Origin of the sequence: Agrobacterium sp. RC10-4-1, from assembly GCF_014138475.1 — a bacterium.
GTDB classification, from domain to species: domain Bacteria; phylum Pseudomonadota; class Alphaproteobacteria; order Rhizobiales; family Rhizobiaceae; genus Agrobacterium; species Agrobacterium pusense.
The window spans coordinates 241,638-260,395 of record NZ_JACJIT010000006.1 but is presented as its reverse complement, the minus strand read 5'-3'; the positions used below and the strand labels follow the sequence as shown (position 1 = coordinate 260,395).

The window sequence follows — 18,758 nt, the reverse complement described above, 5'->3', positions numbered from 1 at the left end:
GTCATGCTCGCTTCAGATATACGGAAAAACACGTGCCTGCCTCGCCACTCGTCACCTCAATGCGCCCGCCATAGTCCGAAGCGATATCGTTTGAGATGACAAGGCCAAGGCCGAGACCGCCCTCCTTGGAGGTATTGAAGGGTGAAAAAAGCTGGGCACGGATGGCTTCCGGAATGCCCCCGCCATTGTCGCCAACCGAGATTACAACCGCGTCGCCCTCTTCGCGAACACGCACCTCCACCCGGGCCGTATCAATCGCTTCAGTCGCTTCCAGCGCGTTTTGCAGAAGATTGATGAGGATTTGCTCCAGCCGGATGCGGCTGCCGAGCACTTTCAGATCCTGACCGGGCAAGACAATATCGAGCGCGTCCATCTGACCGGAAAAACGGCTGCGCAGCAGCATCACCGCGCCTTCGACGACGGTTCGAACACTGACAGGTTCAGCGCCGGTTCGGCCCTTGCGCGCGAGTATCTTCAGATCGCTGGTAATCGTGCCGATACGCTCGGTAAGGGCGGCAATGTCCTCAAGATTTTCACTGGCTTCAGCCAGACGTTCACGCTTCAGCAGAGTGCGCGCATTATCGGCAAAGGCGCGGATTGTCGCCACAGGCTGGTTTATCTCATGCGCCACGCCAGCCGCCACCTGCCCAAGAATGGAAAGGCGGTTGGCCTGCACCAGCTCATGCTGGACATTGCGCAACTCCCCGGTGGTCTTTTCGTGCAGGGCGATTTCCGCCTGAAGATGATCGCGCGTCTTCGTCAGATCGCGGGTTCTCTCCTGTACCTTCAGTTCAAGCTCTGCGCGGGCCCTTTGTTCTTCTTCCTTTTCCGTCAGAGCCTTGTGCCTGCGCCACAGCCACAGCGCTGAAAGCGCAATCAGCGGCATGAGCGTCGCCAGCGCGACCGCCCTGCCCTCGCGGATGGCGGCATTCAGAGCGGGTGCGACGGGCTGAAGATAATGCAGGGTCCAGGATGTCGTCGGCACCGGCATTTCCAAGCGAAGATAATCGCCGCGTTCGCGCCCCGGCTCGTCGACGTGGATGAGCGGAACACCGTCGCCCAGTGATCGAGCCGTTCGGAAAGGCAGCGTCGCCAGCGCCTCATTGCCGAATTGCAGGCTTTCGGAAATGGTGTTTCGTCGCGCCTCGTCGATGGCCGCGACTGTCTTGAAGCGCCACTCCGGCACGCTCGTCATCAGCACGACACCGTTTCTGTCGACGACATAGACCGGCTTGCCTCCGATATTCCAGTCCGCTTCCAGCCGGTTGAACTCGACCTTGGCAATCACGACGCCAAGCGGCCGGCCATCAGCCGCATCGATCCGGCGGGAGATATAGAGACCTGGCCGGCGACTGACATTGCCGAGCGCATAATGTTCGGACATGCCAGTCTTCATCGCCGCCTGAAAATACTCGCGGAAGGCATAGTTGGAACCCACAAAGCTGTCCGCCTGCCGCCAGTTGCTCGACGCGATGGTCAGGCCGGTCGGCCCGGTCACGTAAATAACAGAGGACTGGGTTCCTTCGATAAGCCCTTCAAGCTTTCGATTGAGCCGATCAAGAGCCGAAGAGCCGCCGCCATCGAGAGCGACGGCAAGATCGGGATCGCCGGAAAGAACCAGCGGAATGGCCCGCGGTCGCTCCAGTGCAACATTCAAAAGGGCGATCTTCAGTTCGGCATCGGTTGAGGCCTCGGAACCCGCCGCACGCAGGGCCTGATGGCGGGCAAATTCATCGGCGACAAGCAGCATGCCAAACCCGATAAGCAGCCAAAGCCCCGCGAGCGCCAGCCATTGCGCCCGTCGCTTCGCCTGGGAATGGAGTGAATTCTCTATCTGGTTCATGGGCCAATTGTGCGGATTTACACACAGACCGCAAGAGTTTTTGTCCGGAATTCCGCACAGTTAACTGTCGCGCCTTTTAACCCTCCAAAAAAGAACTTTTTGAATCAGTCAGTTACGGCAAATAATCAAGTCTGGCATGCGTATTGCACATGAGTCCGCAATCGGCGCGAAGCCGTCAACGACACGGCGATCCCGGGAGGCCAATCAAGGCAGGGTGAGGCCGAGGAGGAAAAAACATGATCGATACGACAGCCGTGGCCGCGGGCCACGCCAAATTGCCATTCTACAAGCATCTGTATTTTCAGGTTCTGGTGGCCATCATAGCCGGTATCGCACTCGGCCATTTCTATCCGGCCTTCGGTGAAGAACTGAAGCCGCTCGGCGACGGCTTCATCCGCCTCGTCAAGATGATCATCGCGCCCGTCATCTTCCTCACTGTCGCAACCGGCATTGCCGGCATGAACGACATGAAGAAGGTTGGCCGCGTGGCTGGCAAGGCCATGATCTACTTCCTCGTATTCTCCACCCTTGCGCTTATCGTCGGCCTCATCGTCGCCAACACCGTACAGCCCGGCGCGGGCATGAACATCGATCCGGCAACGCTCGATGCAAAGGCCGTCGCGACCTATGCCGACAAGGCCCATGAGCAGACCATCACCGGCTTCCTGATGAACATCATACCGACGACCATCGTCGGCGCATTCGCCAGCGGCGATATCCTGCAGGTGCTGTTCTTCTCGGTGCTCTTCGGTATCGCGCTCGGCGTCGTCGGCGAAAAGGGCAAGCCGGTCACCGATTTCATGCACGCCCTGATGTATCCGATTTTCAAGCTGGTCGCGATTCTGATGAAGGCCGCCCCGATTGGTGCTTTCGGCGCCATGGCCTTCACCATCGGCAAATACGGCATCTCGTCCGTCACAAATCTTGCGATGCTGATCGGCACCTTCTATGTCACGTCCTTCCTGTTCGTGTTCGTGGTCCTCGGCGCCGTCTGCCGCTACAACGGCTTCTCCATCGTCGCGCTGATCCGCTACATCAAGGAAGAACTGCTGCTGGTTCTCGGTACCTCGTCTTCCGAGGCTGCCCTGCCGGGCCTGATGAGCAAGATGGAAAAGGCCGGCTGCAAACGCTCCGTCGTTGGCCTCGTCATTCCGACCGGTTACTCCTTCAACCTTGACGGCACCAACATCTACATGACGCTGGCAGCCCTCTTCATCGCGCAGGCGACCGGCATTCACCTCTCCTTCGGCGAACAGATTCTGCTGCTGCTCGTCGCCATGCTGTCCTCCAAGGGTGCCGCCGGCATCACCGGTGCGGGCTTCATCACGCTCGCGGCCACGCTCTCCGTCGTGCCTTCGGTTCCGGTCGCAGGCATGGCGCTGATCCTCGGCATCGACCGCTTCATGTCGGAATGCCGCGCGCTCACCAACTTCGTCGGCAATGCGGTCGCCACCATCGTCGTCGCCCGCTGGGAAGGCGAACTGGACCAGGACCAGCTTGCCCGCGTGCTCAGCGGCAAGGAAGAATTCACCGGCATCGCCGATGTGGATCAGCTTCCGGCCTCGGTGCAGCCGGCAGAGTAATACGACCTCCCAAGGTCCTGCCTGCCCGGCCTCGTCCGGACAGGCCTCGCATGAAGGCCGGCGCGTCATCTCGATGTGTCGGCCTTTGTCGTTCAAGCAGGTCTCGGAAAACAGTTTTTATCGGACGGGCGATGCTGTAGGCCAGATCAAACAAGAACCGTTGCGATGAATGGAGTGGCCCATATGAGAAACATTTTCCTGGCGTGGCAGTTCTGGGCCCTGTTATCGGCGGCATTCGCGGCTCTGACTGCCATTTTCGCCAAGATCGGCATCGAAAACGTCAATTCCGATTTCGCCACTTTCATCCGAACCATCGTTATTCTCGCTGCCGCAGGCCTGATGGTTTATATCACCGGCAACTGGCAGCAGCCTTCCACCATCTCGGGGAAAACCTGGGCCTTTCTCGTACTCTCCGGTCTGGCAACCGGCGCATCCTGGATATGCTATTTCCGGGCGCTGAAAATTGGCGACGCCGCCCGTGTCGCGCCCATCGACAAGCTCAGTGTCGTCTTTGTCGCCGTCTTTGCAGTGCTGTTTTTGGGCGAAAGGCTTTCGCTGCCTAACTGGCTCGGCGTCGTGCTGATCGCCTGCGGTGCGGTGCTTGTGGCCTACCGGGGATAGGTCGGCCGGATCAACCGGCCGGCACAATTGCCAAAATTTTCAGCCTCGGGCGGCCGCAACCTTGTCGAGACCCCGCCTCACGCCAGCAAACAGCTCATCCAGTTGCTCCGCGGTAATAATCAGCGGCGGGCAGAAACAGATGGATTCACCGATTGGCCGGGTTATGACACCCTCCTCCTCAATCGCGGCGGCAAGGGCAAACGTCGTATCGCCCGGCTTCATGCCTTCCCATGGCTTCACCTCCAGCGCGCCGATGAGGCCGATACCGCGCGAGGAATGAATGAGCGGGTGATCCGCAAGTGCCTTCAGATGATCGAGGAACCGGCCTTCGAGCCGCGCGACATTGCCGACCAGATCGCGTTCCTGAATGATCTTCAGGTTTTCCAGCCCTACAGCCGTTGCGACCGGGTGGCCGGAGGCGGTGTAGCCATGGCCGAACGATCCGATACGGTCGGACTCATCGGCGATAGGCTGGTAGAAATTATCATTCATGATGATCGCCGAAAGCGGCATGTAGGACGACGAAATCTGCTTTGAGACCACAAGCACGTCCGGCTTGATACCGTAGGTCTCGCAGGCGAACATCTTGCCCGTGCGGCCAAAACCGCAGATGACCTCGTCCACCACAAGCAGGATGTCGTATTTCTTCAGGATCGCCTGGACGCCTTCCCAATAGCCCTCCGGTGGCAGGAGAACGCCACCGGCGCCCATTACCGGCTCCCCCCAGAAGGCGGCGATGGTTTCGGGACCTTCGCGGAGGATCAGATCCTCCAACTCCCCGAGGATACGCGCGGTGAAATCCGCCTCACTTTCGCCCTCCTTCCCGAAATGCACATAGGAGGGGCAGGCCGTATGCAGCATGCGGTCCAGCGGCAGATCGAAACTCTCATGGTTGCGCGGCAAGCCGGTGATCGAGGCCGACGCAATGGTCACGCCATGATAACCCTTGATGCGGCCTATGATCTTTTTCTTTTCCTTCTTGCCCAGCGCATTCGAACGATACCAGACCATCTTGGCGACCAGATCGTTGGCTTCCGAGCCGGAGGAGGTGAAATGAACTTTCGACATCGGCACCGGCGAAAGCTCGATCAGCAGTTCGGCGAGATCGACGGACGGGCTATGCGTCTTGTAGGAAAAGGTGTGGTAATAGGGCAGCTTATGCATCTGCTTTGTCGCGGCTTCCACCAGCCGCTGTTCACCAAAACCGAGCGCCACCGACCACAGTCCCGCCATTGCCTCGATGTATCGCTTGCCACTGCTGTCGGTGACATAGATGCCCTCGCCGCTTTCAATTACCAGGCCACCGGTCTTTTCGAATTTGCGCAGATTGACATTGGGATGCATCTGATAGGCGATATCGCGTGCCTCGACGGAATTCGGCAGGATGGTCATCGATAATGGCTCCGTTTCGGTTGATTGACTGAGGCGTCAGACGTGCTGTCCGCCATTGATGTGGATTTCCGCGCCGTTGATGTAGCTGGACTGTTCCGAGCAGAGAAAAAGGATTGTCTGCGCCACCTCCTCCGTGGTGCCGAGCCGCCCGAGCGGAACCTGGGCATCCACCAGCTCGGCCGTACCCGGAGACAGAATGGCAGTATTGATTTCCCCCGGCGCAATCGCGTTGGCGCGAACGCCCCGCGGACCGAATTCATGCGCCAGTTCGCGCGTCAGTGCGGCGAGCGCCGCCTTCGACGTGGCATAAGCAACACCGGCGAAGGGGTGAACTCGCGAACCGACGATGGAGGTAACATTGACGATCGAGCCCTTCGCCGCCTCCAGCTCCGGCAGGAGCGCGCGGGCGAGCAGCGCTGTCGAGACGAGATTGACATTGAGCACCCGCGTCCAGATATCCGCCGTCGTATCCATCACGCCAAGGCGGCTTCCGCCTTCGCCCTTAGGCGAAATTCCGGCATTGTTGACAAGTGCCGCAAGCTTTCCTTCCGGCAGGCGTGAACGCACCTCATCTGCCAGGTCTTCTACGCGCGACAGGTCTTCCAGATCGGCCTGTATATGGCTCTCACGGGCGGAGGGCCAGCGGCATTCCTCGGAAAAGGGTTGCCGCGAAACGGTCAGGATCCTCCAGCCCTTTTCCTGAAACAGCTTGACGGTGGCATGCCCAATTCCCCGGCTGGCACCGGTCAGAAGCATGTAAGGAACAGCCATAGAGAACTCCTGTGCCATGCGGATCGTTGAGCCGGCCTCGCATTCAACACGCATGTTAGAGCGCTTCGGCCGGGTGACAAGGGCTTTTTTGTCGCGGTGGGCGAAGCAAGGCCGCTCGCGGGCTAATCCCATTTGATGCGGGGGTTTCACCCGAAGGTAATATTTGAAGCGGATCATTTGCCCATAAAATGAAACCTCCCGAATGTGTGATCTGTATTGGGAGGGGGACACATGCGCATCGACATCATTGACACCGACGCCGGCTTCGAGGCGGTTCGGGAAAACTGGGAATCGGTGTTCATGGCCGATCCCCATGCCCGGCATTTTCTCTCCTGGGGCTGGCTGCGCGATTACATGCCGCGCCGCAGGCGCTGGTTCGTTCTGGCTCTGAGGGAACGTTCGGAAGGCTCGCCCTATGTGGCGTTTTTTCCGCTGCGCATCGTCACCGAACCGGACAAGAAAACCGGCCGCTTTCACGACAGCATCGTCATGGCCGGCAATGCTGCCGCGGATTATACTGGTTTCATCACCCTGCCGGACTATGAAGATCACGCCGTCGCCGGTTTCTGCGCCTATATAAGACAACAGAACTGGACCGAGCTGAAACTCGATTATCTTTCAGGCCCGCCGGAACGGCGCGATGCTATGATCAGGGCGCTTCAGGGCCCGCTCGTCATGTTCCGCGACAATATGCCGACCAACCCCTACAACATCAACAATTGCATCTGCCCGGTCGTGACCCTGCCGGACACGTTTGAGGGGTATCTTGAAAGCCACATGAGCAGCCAGACCCGGCAAAAGCTCAGGCGTTTCATGAGAAAGGTCGAGGGCGGGGACGAATATCGCATCAGCTTCGCGACGAAAGACACCATCAAGCGGGACATGGACATCCTCTTCGATTTCTGGCGTATCCGCTGGGCGCCGCATAAGGGCAAGGAACGCACCGAGCTCCTGATCGGCGCGACCCGCCAGATGCTGATGGATGTCTATATTCGCGGTGATCTAGAGGTACCTGTGCTGTGGTTCGGCGACCAGCCGCTTGGCGCACTCGCCAACATCATCGATCGCCGGAAAAAATCTGTAATGTTCTACATCACCGGCCGCGACGAGAACTGGAAGACGCCTTCCCCCGGCCTCGTGCTGCACGGGCATTGCATCCGGAGGGCAATCGAGCAGGGTTTCAGGACCTACGACTTCCTCCGTGGCAACGAGCCCTATAAATATTTTTTCGGGCCGGAAGAGCAGAAGCTGAGCTGCACGCTGTTTCGCACCCGCTCGGGTGATAATCTCGGCGGCACGCTTCACCCGCGCAGTATCCGATTTGTCTACGAACAGGGTCTCAAATTTTACAAGGCGGGCAGGAAGGCTGCCGCAAGCATCGCCTTCAGCCAGGTGCTTGCCGCAGCGCCCGGTCATTCCGGCGCCCAATTCGGGCTGGCCAACCTGTCTCTTGATCGGGGCGAGTTCCGGGAGGCGGAAATCGCCTTCCTGGCGCTTCTCGCAAGCGGCCAGGACCCGGTTCTGCTTTGGCTCCGCATCGGTGAGGCACGGCTGGCGCAACAGCATTATCACGAGGCATCCGAGGCCTTCCGCCAGGTCACCAATCGCGCGCCGTTCCACCGCGAAGCGCTCTACAAATGCGCCGTTGCTCTCATCGCCGCCGAAAGAAAGATGGAAGGCGCCGAAATCCTTGAAAGATTGCAGCATTATCATTCGGACGAGGCCCAACATCTCGAATATGCGGAGAAGGCGCGGGCCGCGCTTGCGCGGCTGGAGCTGACGAAAACAAAGATCCCACTCCCTGCCGATGTCATCCCGCTCACCGTCAAACCGAAAACGGCGGGCAAGCGCTGGCACCCGCCAAAGGTTTTGCATTGAAGACAATGATCTGTAAGTTGCGGCAGCAAAAAGCCGACCGACCTGCAGGGAATTTTGATGTTTCTGACAAATAAGGACATGCTCGATCTCATCGAGCTTCGCCACGATTTGCATCGCCATCCGGAAATTTCCGGAGAGGAGAAAGAAACCGCCCGCCGCGTCCGTGCCTTTCTTGAGCAGGCACCACCTGAGCGGCTTCTTGCCGGCCTCGGCGGCCATGGCGTGGCGGCTGTCTATGACAGCGGAAGAAGCGGCCCCTCGGTTCTGATCCGCTCGGAAATCGACGCGCTGCCTATCCACGAAAAGGGTGAAGTTGAATATCGTTCGAGCGTCGATGGAAAAGGCCATCTGTGCGGTCACGACGGCCACTCCACCATTCTGACGGCACTGGCGCTTGGCCTTGCCCGCCAGCGGCCGGAGACAGGACGGGTCATTCTTCTCTTTCAGCCGGCGGAAGAAACCGGTGCGGGCGCAGCCGCCGTTATTGCCGATCCCCGCTTTGCGGAGATAAAACCGGACTATTCATTTTCACTTCACAACCTCCCCGGCCTGCCCTTCGGACATGTCAGCGTGGTGGAAGGGCCGGTCAATTGCGCATCGCGCGGCATCAAAATCACGTTAGCGGGCAAGACGGCACATGCTTCCTCACCGGAACACGGCATTTCCCCCATGCGGGCGATTGCCAGGCTGATGCCCTCCCTGAGCGATCTCGGTTCCGGTTTTCCGCCGGCACCGGATTTTTCGATGGTGACGATCACCCACGCGATCATGGGGGAAGCGGCCTTCGGCATTTCCCCGGCTGACGCGGAAATCTGGGCGACACTCAGAACGCTGACCGACGACCGGATGGAAAATCTGTGCAACGCCGCGGAGACGCTCGCAAAAAGGGTGGCAGACGAAGAGCGGCTGGCGCTCAATATCACCTATGACGATATTTTCCTGCATTGCGAAAACGCCCCGGACGCCGTCGATCATATCCGGCAGGCGCTGGACGACGAGAAAATCTCCCACGGTTCCGAAGGTCTGCCCATGCGCGCTTCCGAGGATTTCGGCCGTTTCCGTGGCGTCTCGTCGTCGGCGATGTTCTTTCTCGGCGCAGGCCGGGACTATCCCAATCTGCACAACCCCGATTACGACTTTCCGGACGCACTGATCGGTATCGGTGCGCGCATCTTCATGCGCCTCATTCGTAATCTCACTGGCGGGAAATAAGCCGTGGCCGGCTGCACGCCGGCCGCTGTCAACCGCCTTGTGGACCGTTGCTCGGCCGGGCGGCGCGCACTGCCGCGAGCCCCCTGATGCCATCGCGATTGCCGATGAAGGCGAGGCTTTCGAATATCTGGGCGGCTTCCCCATAACGGCGCATGGCGAGATAGGAGTAACCGCGCAGCACCATCAGATCAGCACGCTCGTCAGCCAGCCGAGCCCGCTGATCGAGGAGCAGAAGCGTTTCGGCATAACGTTTCGACTGGAAGGCGGAAACCGCGCGATCGGCAAGGATCGAAACCTGCAGCTCCGTGGCTCGCGGACGATCCATGCGCGATTTCGTCGCCGAGACCGCAGCATGATCCGTCAGCCCCATGCGCAGATAGGCGAGGCTCTGACCATAGGCCGCATCGCTTTTGACGCTCGACTGGCCGCCGGCAATGGCGGCTTCAAAAGCTTTCAGCGCCTCGGCCGGTCTATTCGTCTCCATCAGGCACCAGCCGAGATCGAGCGCCTGCTGCGGCGGCAATCGCTGCGGATCAGGATAGGCGGCACAAGAGCGTGGACGCGAAGCCGTGTTGTTTGCTCTCTGCGCTGGCGAAGACAGTCTCGCCTGCTTGCGTGACGGTTCAGGCGCCTGGACGACGGGTTGAACATAGGTCACCGTCCCTCCCTGCGCCGCCTGAGGCACGGGCGCTGTCTGCTGCGGGGCGATGGCGAGAGGCGGCGCGGTTACCGCCACGGCCGGCTGGCCGGATTGATCCACCATGCGTGCAGTACCCACATCGGCAATACGCTGCGAGCGACCCGCCCATTGCTGCTGAATGCCCCGCAGGCCAGCGAGGTTGCGCAGGTCGTGATAGCTCAGTGCCACGCCATAGGCAGACGGCTCATCATCCGCTTTCCAGCCAAGCGCAGTGCTGAACCATTGCAAGGCGAGCTGGCTCTGACGGAACGCAAGCGAATACCAGCCGAACTGTTGTGCCGTCGCCGCGTCCTTGCGCGCAACGGTTTCCGCTGCAATGCGCTGCAGTACATCCGGCGGCAGCACCACGGGCGGCTCCAGCGCGAGAAGATTGGCGGTTGCGGCAAGATAGGTTGCAAGCGCATCGTCGGATGTCGCGCGCCATTTGTACATGACGTCCTCGGCTTCACGCGGCTCGTTGCGGTCGATCAGCGCCAGCGCCAGCCCTTGCGAGGCCGACGCGCTGTCCTCTTCCTCTCGCGCCTTGCGGAACCACTTTTCGGCCTCCGCCATATTTTTTTGGCGAATATTATACCAGCCGAGCAGCAGCGCGTCGCTTGCGAGCTTTTCCGTTTCGGCAAGCCGTTCAAGCCGCATCAGATAGGCAGAAGGGACGGTGATCCCCTCTTTCTCTCCTGCCTTCGCCACGAACTGGCGCGCGAGATCGTTCTTGACCGGCTCGAATTCCAGCTGTCCATCGGCGCCGGGCTTTTCCTTGGCCAGAAGCTCACCCATCATTTCCGCCGGCAGCAGCGCGGATGCCTTTTGCACGGTGGCGAGCCTGTCACTTGCGACAGTGCAATTGTTGAGAATGTAGAGATAGGCGTCGCGCGCCCGTGCCATCCTGTCCGTATTGGCAAAGGCATCGGCAACCCGCCACAGAACGTCGACCTCGCTGCAGGTCAGCAGACCGGAATTATTGGCGGCCGTATCCACCACCGTCGCATATTGCTTGAGGTCAGACGCGTTGATGAGGCGCTGACGCGCCTCGGCGAGAGACAGCATGCCGGTCAGGTTGTCCGGCGGCTGCCAGCCAGGCTCTGTCTGCTGGCGGTCGGCAATCGCTTTCCTGACCTCGGCATAACGGCCGTCGGTATAAAGCTGCCACATGGCATCGAGCTTTGCATCGCCATTTTCCGGAACAGCAAGCGGATCAGCCGGTGGCGTCCAGTTTGGATAAAGCGTGCGAAGTCGCGCGATTTCGGCCTGAAGGCGTTGCGTATCGCCTCTCGCGGCGAAATAGCGCAATGCACTGAGATCGACTTCCGGCATATCACCCGACGCCGGCTCCGCCACGCGCGCGGCAGGCGCCTGCGCCGTCTGTGTTTGCATTGTCTGGGCGCCGGTCTGTGGCAACGGTCGCGGCTCGGTTGCCGGCACGGTTACCGGTGGGGTCGAGGACTGCGCTAACTGCGCCATCTCGCGATTCTTGACAAAAGCGTTGATTTGCGCCGGATTTGCCGCAGGAGATATCCGCTGCGCGGCGCGATTGTCCCCCACCGCGGAGGTGTGGACGTCCGACACGCGACCGAGAATGCTGTCACGCCAGTGGAAGGCTGCAAGCGCGACTAGAAGCAGGATGAGGGCCGAAGTCGATAGAGGCTTGTTCATCGGCATTCCCCGTTATTCCTTGCCAGAAACGACAATGCCAGAAGATGCAATGTGGAAGGATAATAAAGTGTTGGCTGAAAGCTCTTCAGTTCTTCCGGAACGGCGGCCCCGCCTGCGACACAGGCCGCAAGTGCCGGAATGATGCGATAGCCTGGATCCGACAGCACATCCTTGACCGCTCCGCTCTTCAGATCGAAAGTGCCGGCCGCACCGCTTTCCAGCGTCATGCCGTTCTTCAGCCGGTTGAGCAGCTCGGGCGAGCCCATATTCGCCCGAGAGAGATAAAGCGGAATGCGCACCGCATTGTAACCGAACTCCGGCGGGAAACCCGATGCTGGCTGGGCTCGCGTCCGCACCGATACCCAGTCGGCCGGTAGTTTCCTCTCGCCAAAGGCAAAGGCACCAATCTGCGTCACCCCGTCATCGGCTACCGCTTTCCAGAGCGGCGACGGCGCGACGAGATTGAGAACCGGGAAGGCCTCGAATATCAGATACGACGGATTAACCACCGGACCGTCATCTCGGTCTCCCTCGCCAAAACCGGTTGCAGCCGGCAGGAGCAATGTACGCCCAGCGCGCTGAACCACGGTTTTTTTGAGGATGGCGGATGCCATGGCTGTGGATGCCTCGGCGTAATCCTGCCGATTCCATTGCCCGGCAGCCAGCGCCAGCGCATAGGCGATCAGGATATCGCCATCCGTAGCGTTGTTGATATCGGTCACATGCGGACGTGTGCGCGGATCCCATTTCCAGGCGGACAGTCCGTCATCCCGCACCAGCAGTTCGGTGCGTGTGAAACTCCAGATCAGCTCGAAATCGGCGAGGCTGTCGGACAATACCGCAAGCCACATGCCATAACCCTGACCCTCGCTGTGACTGATATTGCCGTTGCCCGTATCGATAATGCGGCCACCGGGATCGAGAAACGCACTCTTATAGGCCGACCATGCCTCCGGCGGGATCGACGCGGTGCGGCCCGCTGAAACGGCTGTCAGCAACGTCATGATGGAAAGGACGACAACACCGGCCAGTTTCGAAATTCCGCTCTTCATCGATGTCGCCCCATCATGCGCAGCATGGCAAACGTCGCGAGACCGAGGAGCGACACGAAACCGATGAAGGCCAATGAATAGGAGAGAACGTTAGAAGACAGCCAGTTTGCCGCAATCAGCCTGAAGTTCGAGAAGGAAAATGGCCGCGTGCTATAAAGATATGGCCGTTCCACTTCGACGGTCTCGATTTTTTCAGCACCCGCGTCGTAAGCGGCGACACGCCCCGTGACGCCACCCCACCGGTTTTCACGCGTCATCGCCGCCATGCCCTCCAAAAGCTCTCCCGAACTTGGCGCGGTTGCAAGCGTCCAAACCCCTTCACCTGAAGGGCTGAGGCCCTGGGCCAGCATGAAGGAAACATTGGCAGGCGGCGCATAGGGCTGCTCGGCTGCAGGCAGGAAGCGCAATGTATCCGAACTCAGGTCGAAGTTGCGCTTCATCCATTCCTCAAAGGACGAAACCTGTCCTTCCCAGATGCCGCCGTCGACCCGTTCACGCCAGTCATTAAAGAGGTTTTCACTGTTTTGCGCAGGCTGCTGAACACCGGCTCCCACTTTCCAGGAGATCTGGCTGGAGGGAACGAGGTTGAACTGGCTGATCAAAGCCTGCGGAAATTGTGAGATCGTACCAACGAACAACGCGTCCCGGTCGCCGATCACCAGTGGCGACGCGACGGTCTCGATGTCGATTGGATGCCCCGCCACGCTCGCCAGCCGGCTGATGAGCGTGGCCGCCGCCGACATCGTGTCCGTGTCAAAACGATCAAGAGACAGGGCGACGGGAGTAGTTCCAGTGCGGTAGGGCTGCCCGGCGCCAGCCATAGCAGCGAGATCGGGTTTGCGACCAATCTGCGCATAATCCGGAATATGAATTTCCGATGTGTCGAACAATGCAAAACGGGGCGTTGCGCTCGCTGGCGCACCCGGTGCGCAGGCCTGATCCTGCGCCGTCATCAACACCGCTTCGATAGTCACCTTGTTCGGACCGGGCTTGAAGTGCCGCATTGTCACGTTGATCGGCAGATGTCTGAAAATACCCCCGCCATTATTGGAGATAGGCACGGTGGAGGCGATCTGGTCATTGACATAGATGTCGACATGGCTGCCGGGCAACACCTGCGAAGAATAGGCTGCATCCAGGAGAAGCGACGCTTCGCCATAGGCCGACGCATAAAAATCGGCGGGCATGCCGATGTAAAATTCATTGCGGAAACGCCGGCCGCTGAACTCGCTGCTTTCGATACCGAGTTCCGAAAGCTCAATCCGACGGTCCGACATGATCAGTGGCACATCGGGTGCGTGCCAGCTGCGCGTCGAAAAAGTGGCTCGCTGAGCGCCCGGTGTTCGCGAGATCGAGGAAAACAGCGTCTCTATCGCCGCTTGCACCGCCTGGGGGGTCGGACCGGTGACGAGAAGCGGCGACGCTCCGCCCGCGACGGCGCTGCCGAAGCCTGCGAAAGCGCCCGCTGATGCTTCAGGTGGCAAAGTTCCGGCCATGCCGGCGATTTCCCGAGCGGTGCCGACGAGGACCGAAAGCGTTCCCGCTTTCCGTTCGACGGGAGGGGCCGTCACAAAACGGACCGTCTGGTTCGGCATCTGGGTTCTGAGCGCCAGCGCCTGCGAAAGACGCAGGAGAGAATCCGCAAATGCCGGATTGCCGAGCGCCGGTGCCACGATTTCGATCGACGTCGTCGCCTTGCCATCAGGTCCGGTCGCCTGGATGTCGTCGATGTTGGCGAAACTGCCCGCAACATCGGCGTTAAAGCCTATGAAGGTATTTGCCGGATCGACATCGGTCCACAGATCGTAAGTGGACTGGATCGTGCAATCTGTTCTGTGGCGCTGCTGCACCCCGAGCGACACGACATTCGCGCCGACCTGAAGGACACCGGGCGGAATTTTAAGGGAAATATTCCCCTGGCTGTCCGGCGCCTCGATACGCGCTGCCGCAAGCCCGACATTGTTCACGCTGACCTGAAAGTTCGAGCTTTCCGGGGCAACAACGATCGCGTTCTGATAACCGACATTCAACGATACGGCTGCATTCACCTGCTCTGGCGTCAGATAGATACTCCATTGCCGCCGGTCCATCTCGCCCGAAAGGCTGAGCTTTTCATAGGGAAGGATATAGCGGCGGCGGCCATCCGCTGAAGAAGACGAGGCGCGCATGGAACCGGGTGAGATGCTTTCCCGGCGCGCGGGCACGGTCACCGGGGGAACCGGCGGCGGTTGGGCCGTCACGTCTGGGGAAGGCGCAGGCTGAGCCGCGGAGGGTGGCGGAACAGGTGGCTGCGCCGGCGTCGGGACCTCCGGCTCGCGACGCGGTTCCACCGGAGAAATGGCGGGCGGCTCCGCGGGCTTCGGCGCGGCCTGGGCCGGCCTTTCCGGCGACATGTCGAAGGGGGATGACTGCGCAATGGCGCTCGTCGCGACTGCCCCCCAGATCATCACTGTCAGCGACTGCCCGATAGGTCCGCGGCCGGTCATTTTACGGCTCCAGCAGGTTTGACGGCCTTGGAACCCGGCCGCAGCGCGCGCGCCAGATAAAAGAGACCACGCTGCGTCTGGAAGAGCGATATTGCCAGGAAGGTCGCCGTACCGCGAATGAGGCCGGGGTTCCTGCGTCGCACACGCTGAAACTCGCTCCATTGCTCGGAATTGGCAAAAATCAGGTCGGCGATAAGGCGGTGATCGACGGCCCGTTGTGGGGAGAAGGTGCAGCCGATCGAAATGAACCCTTCACCTCTCACCGTCCGAACAATATTGAGAGGCATCGTTTCCGGCACGCCCTCGCTGTGGGGTTTGACCCTGACGATCGCAGTCTCGCCTTTTTCGACCGTGGTTGCGTTATCAAATAGATTGATGAGCAGACCGTGGACGGAAACATTGTCGATGGAGGCCGGCACCCAGGTGTCGCTGCCCTCAAGCTTGACCTCGCAGCGCCGCTTCACGGTGATGCGCCGCGAGGCGGACTTGTCGCCGCGTTCAGAAACGACCCCCAGCGCGCAACCGGCGAAGATGAGGTTCAGGAGGTTCCAGCCGCCGACCACGAGCGTGACATCCGCCTTGTAGGGCTCGCTGTAGATACGCCAGACGGCAAAGATCATCGCCACCACCAGCAATCCGAAAATCACGAAGAACGGCCGGCTGATTTCCGAGAGTCGCGCCTCAGCGATGGATTCATCCTTCGCCGTGACCTTGAAGGTTGGCTTGCCCGGATTGAAGATCACCGAAACGACGGCGGGCAGGAGGTGAACCGTCTGCACATATTCGTAGAGTTCCGATATCCACGGCCAGCGGAAACTGCCGTAGAGATAGTTCTGCATCATGAGGTTCACGAGCATGTAGGCCGCCGTATAGGCCAGAAACTCGCCGCCCGAGGCCACAAATATCTGCAGGTCGAAGAAAAGATAGAATAACGGCGCAAATAGGAAGATCGTGCGCGGAAACGGAAATAGCCAGAACAGCGTCGAGGACATGTAGCAGAGGCGCTGTGTGAATGTGAGGCCACGCTTGAACAGGGGCTGACGGAAAATCAGGATCTGCATCATGCCCTGTGCCCAGCGGCTGCGCTGACCGATGAAGCTTGCGAAAGTGGCCGGCTGCAGCCCGGCAATCAGGGGCTTGTCCACATAGATGCTGTTCCAGCCGCGGGAATGCAGTGCGAGCGCCGTTTCACAATCTTCCGTGATGCTGACACCGCTGAAACCTTCGGTATCCTGCAGGGCCTCGCGCCGCAGCACGGCGGCGGAACCGCAGAAGAAGGCGCCGTTCCACTTGTCGAGACCGCGCTGGATGATGCCGTAAAACATCTCATTTTCGCTCGGCATCGTCTCGAAGGTTCGCAGATTGCGCTCGATCGGATCGGGATTGACGAAGAAATGCGGCGTCTGCACCAGGAACAGCCGCGGGTCTTCTTCGAAATAACCAACGGTTTCCAACAGGAAGTCGCGCGCGGGCGCGTGGTCGGCGTCGAAGACCGTGACGAGTTCGCCAGTCGAATGGGCAAGGCCGTTATTGAGATTTCCGGCCTTGGCGTGGACATTGCGCTCGCGCGTCAGATAACGCACGTCGAGGTCTTCGCAGAGCTTCTTCAGCTCTTCATGGCGGCGCTGCGCGGCCTGCGCTTCGACAATATTGGCGGCATTGCGCTTCTGCACCGAGCCGCCATCGTCCAGCAGCCAGACCGTGAAGCGGTCTGCCGGATAATCCATGTTTTTGGCCGCCGCCAGCGTATTGGCCAGAAGCTCCGCATCCTCGTTGTAACTGGGCACGAAGACATCCACTGTCGGACGGTATGTGGGCGAGCCGGGCCTGGTCTTGCGCGACGGCAGCGGCATGGACACGATGACAAGGCTGAGCGCCAGCATCACCACGCTATACATTTCCGCCAGATAGAGCAGAAAACCGGGAATGAAGTTCTCAAGCTGATTGACGGGCGGCAACGTGCTTGTCGTGCGCCAGTAGACGTAACGAAGCACGATGGCCGTACCGAAACCGAGGGCCACCAGCCGCCAGACCCCCTGCCCGTTGAAGCCCTTGATCGTTGCGAGGAGAATAAGCGAGATTGCCGTTGCGACCAGGTGGGTCTGCAAGCTGACCGGCATCGTGATGATGGCCAGAACGCAAAGCGACACAAGCAACCAGACAATGATTGTGATGGCCTTGTTCATCCAGAAACTTTCCGTTCTCGTCCCCATCCGGAATTTCGGCCCGGCATCTCCGCTCTCGTCCCCGCCATCATCTGCATCCCTGGCCCGCCCCCGAACCGGAAAGGCACGATGGCGAGGGAATGGACACCTGCGGTACGCGCGATGATTGCTGTTGGCCTGTGACTGCCCCACCGCCGGCGGTGCGCGGGGCCGTCACCGCAGGCTGACCCGACGCACCCGCCGATACCGGCGAAGGAATGTTAACTGCTGCAACGGGCGGCAGCGGCTGTTGTTCCGGCTGAACCGGGGCAGTGGCCGCCGCACGACGAACCGGCCGGACCGGCACGCTGGCGGTGACCTCGCCGCCGGGTCGCATCGGCACCTCTTCCGACTTTATCGGATAGACCGGATTGCCGGGACGGCCGAGATTTTTGTCCACCGCCTGCGGCGTGCCATAGGGGTTCCAGCTTGGCGAGGCATAAGTCCCGGTGATGGTATAATTATACATCACCGCCAGAAGCCGCTCGATGCTTGCGCCGGATTGACAGAGGCGTAGCCGCACCTTGATGCGCCCCAGATTGCGGAAATCCTGCCGCATGCTTTCGGGGGAACGTATATCCTGCCAACCATAAAGGCAGGTATCCTCACCACGTCCCTTGCCAGCGGCATAGGAAAACGCGCCGTAACTGTTCTGCAAGTAATTTGCCGACATGGCGATAGTTTCACCGGGAAATTCCGCACGGATTTCCCGTGCGAGGGAGGAAGCCCTGAAACCGGTGAACGCCAGGGAATCGAGATCTGTATCGCCCGCCTGCTGCGGACCGAAGAACTCCGCCTTGAGATAATTCTGTCCCGGCGTAGCGGCCTCGGAACGCAATATGACCTGCTGCGCCACGGCATTGGAATAAGTACGGCTGACGACGGTAACGATTTCGGGACCGCCAGGCGGCGGAAAAATCAGCGCTTCGGAAGGGGACAGAAGCTGCGTCCCGCCGAACGACCGAATGCCCGCGGGAGTATTGCAGCCAGAAAGAACCGCAATGGAAAACAGCAATGAAGTATAGGCAGAAAATTTCACTGCCCTTCGCCCCTTTTTTTCCCCGACGCCGCCCAGATTAAAAGGAAACCGAATCACCAATGACCAGACCATTGTTACGAAATACGTGAGGACTGCGAATAAGCAATCGCAAATTTCCGTTGTAATTTCTGATAGTTTATGGCGTGCGAATCGCTTTTTCGCTCCCATTGGCGAAGGGCAAAAAGGTGGAACCAATCACGCCGCTGCGGGTTGGCTTTGCGTCAGATCGATAATTTTTGCGGTTGCAGCGCAATATGCCACATGGTCTATTTGCCTCCATAGTTGCGTATTTTTATTGATCTCAATTTATTCAACTGCAAAAACAGA

At 59.8% G+C, this 18,758-nt stretch carries 12 protein-coding genes; 4 read left to right on the top strand and 8 right to left on the bottom strand.

The features are described from left to right. Position 1 precedes the first annotated feature (1 nt). Positions 2–1,843 carry a sensor histidine kinase gene (locus tag FHW77_RS18240; protein WP_182590629.1) on the bottom strand — a complete coding sequence of 614 codons (1,842 nt, stop codon included), beginning with the start codon at positions 1,841–1,843 and terminating at the stop codon, positions 2–4. 236 nt (positions 1,844–2,079) lie between these two features. Here FHW77_RS18240 and FHW77_RS18235 point away from each other — a divergent pair, with 236 nt between their 5' ends. Both FHW77_RS18235 and FHW77_RS18230 read left to right on the top strand, forming a co-directional pair. Beyond that, positions 2,080–3,426, top strand: a complete 1,347-nt coding sequence (locus FHW77_RS18235) for a dicarboxylate/amino acid:cation symporter (RefSeq protein ID WP_004438672.1) — start codon at positions 2,080–2,082, stop codon at positions 3,424–3,426. Between the two features lie 183 nt (positions 3,427–3,609). Next, a complete protein-coding gene (locus tag FHW77_RS18230) occupies positions 3,610–4,047 on the top strand; it encodes an EamA family transporter (RefSeq protein ID WP_004438669.1) in 438 nt (145 codons plus the stop codon). A 39-nt stretch (positions 4,048–4,086) separates the two neighbouring features. Here FHW77_RS18230 and FHW77_RS18225 read toward each other — a convergent pair whose 3' ends face one another. Both FHW77_RS18225 and FHW77_RS18220 read right to left on the bottom strand, forming a co-directional pair. Then, positions 4,087–5,439, bottom strand: coding sequence for an aspartate aminotransferase family protein (locus FHW77_RS18225; protein ID WP_064263054.1), 1,353 nt, complete (start codon positions 5,437–5,439; stop codon positions 4,087–4,089). Positions 5,440–5,475: 36 nt separating this feature from the next. Then, positions 5,476–6,210, bottom strand: a complete 735-nt coding sequence (locus FHW77_RS18220; protein ID WP_182590628.1) for an SDR family NAD(P)-dependent oxidoreductase — start codon at positions 6,208–6,210, stop codon at positions 5,476–5,478. 231 nt (positions 6,211–6,441) lie between these two features. On the opposite strand from FHW77_RS18220, the gene FHW77_RS18215 reads away from it, so the two are divergent. Next, on the top strand, positions 6,442–8,088 hold the full coding sequence (locus FHW77_RS18215; protein WP_182590627.1) for a GNAT family N-acetyltransferase: 1,647 nt from the start codon (positions 6,442–6,444) through the stop codon (positions 8,086–8,088). A gap of 57 nt (positions 8,089–8,145) precedes the next feature. Further along, on the top strand, positions 8,146–9,300 hold the full coding sequence (locus FHW77_RS18210; RefSeq protein WP_182590626.1) for an amidohydrolase: 1,155 nt from the start codon (positions 8,146–8,148) through the stop codon (positions 9,298–9,300). A 28-nt stretch (positions 9,301–9,328) separates the two neighbouring features. Here FHW77_RS18210 and FHW77_RS18205 read toward each other — a convergent pair whose 3' ends face one another. The 5 genes from FHW77_RS18205 to bcsN all read right to left on the bottom strand — a co-directional run bounded on the left by FHW77_RS18205 (position 9,329) and on the right by bcsN (position 18,431). After that, the gene (locus FHW77_RS18205; protein ID WP_182590625.1) at positions 9,329–11,656 is read right to left on the bottom strand and encodes a tetratricopeptide repeat protein; all 2,328 of its coding nucleotides are present in this window, start codon (positions 11,654–11,656) and stop codon (positions 9,329–9,331) included. Further along, positions 11,647–12,702, bottom strand: a complete 1,056-nt coding sequence (locus FHW77_RS18200) for a family 8 glycosyl hydrolase (RefSeq protein WP_004438650.1) — start codon at positions 12,700–12,702, stop codon at positions 11,647–11,649. The genes FHW77_RS18205 and FHW77_RS18200 overlap by 10 nt, the downstream gene beginning before the upstream one ends. Beyond that, complete coding sequence (locus FHW77_RS18195; protein WP_182590624.1) at positions 12,699–15,188, bottom strand: cellulose biosynthesis cyclic di-GMP-binding regulatory protein BcsB; 2,490 nt, start codon at positions 15,186–15,188, stop codon at positions 12,699–12,701. The genes FHW77_RS18200 and FHW77_RS18195 overlap by 4 nt, the downstream gene beginning before the upstream one ends. Next, positions 15,185–17,374, bottom strand: coding sequence for a UDP-forming cellulose synthase catalytic subunit (gene bcsA, locus FHW77_RS18190; protein ID WP_004438642.1), 2,190 nt, complete (start codon positions 17,372–17,374; stop codon positions 15,185–15,187). The genes FHW77_RS18195 and bcsA overlap by 4 nt, the downstream gene beginning before the upstream one ends. A gap of 67 nt (positions 17,375–17,441) precedes the next feature. Next, positions 17,442–18,431 (bottom strand): cellulose biosynthesis protein BcsN, encoded by a 990-nt coding sequence (bcsN, locus tag FHW77_RS18185; protein WP_182590623.1) that lies wholly within the window; start codon positions 18,429–18,431, stop codon positions 17,442–17,444. Positions 18,432–18,758 lie beyond the last annotated feature (327 nt).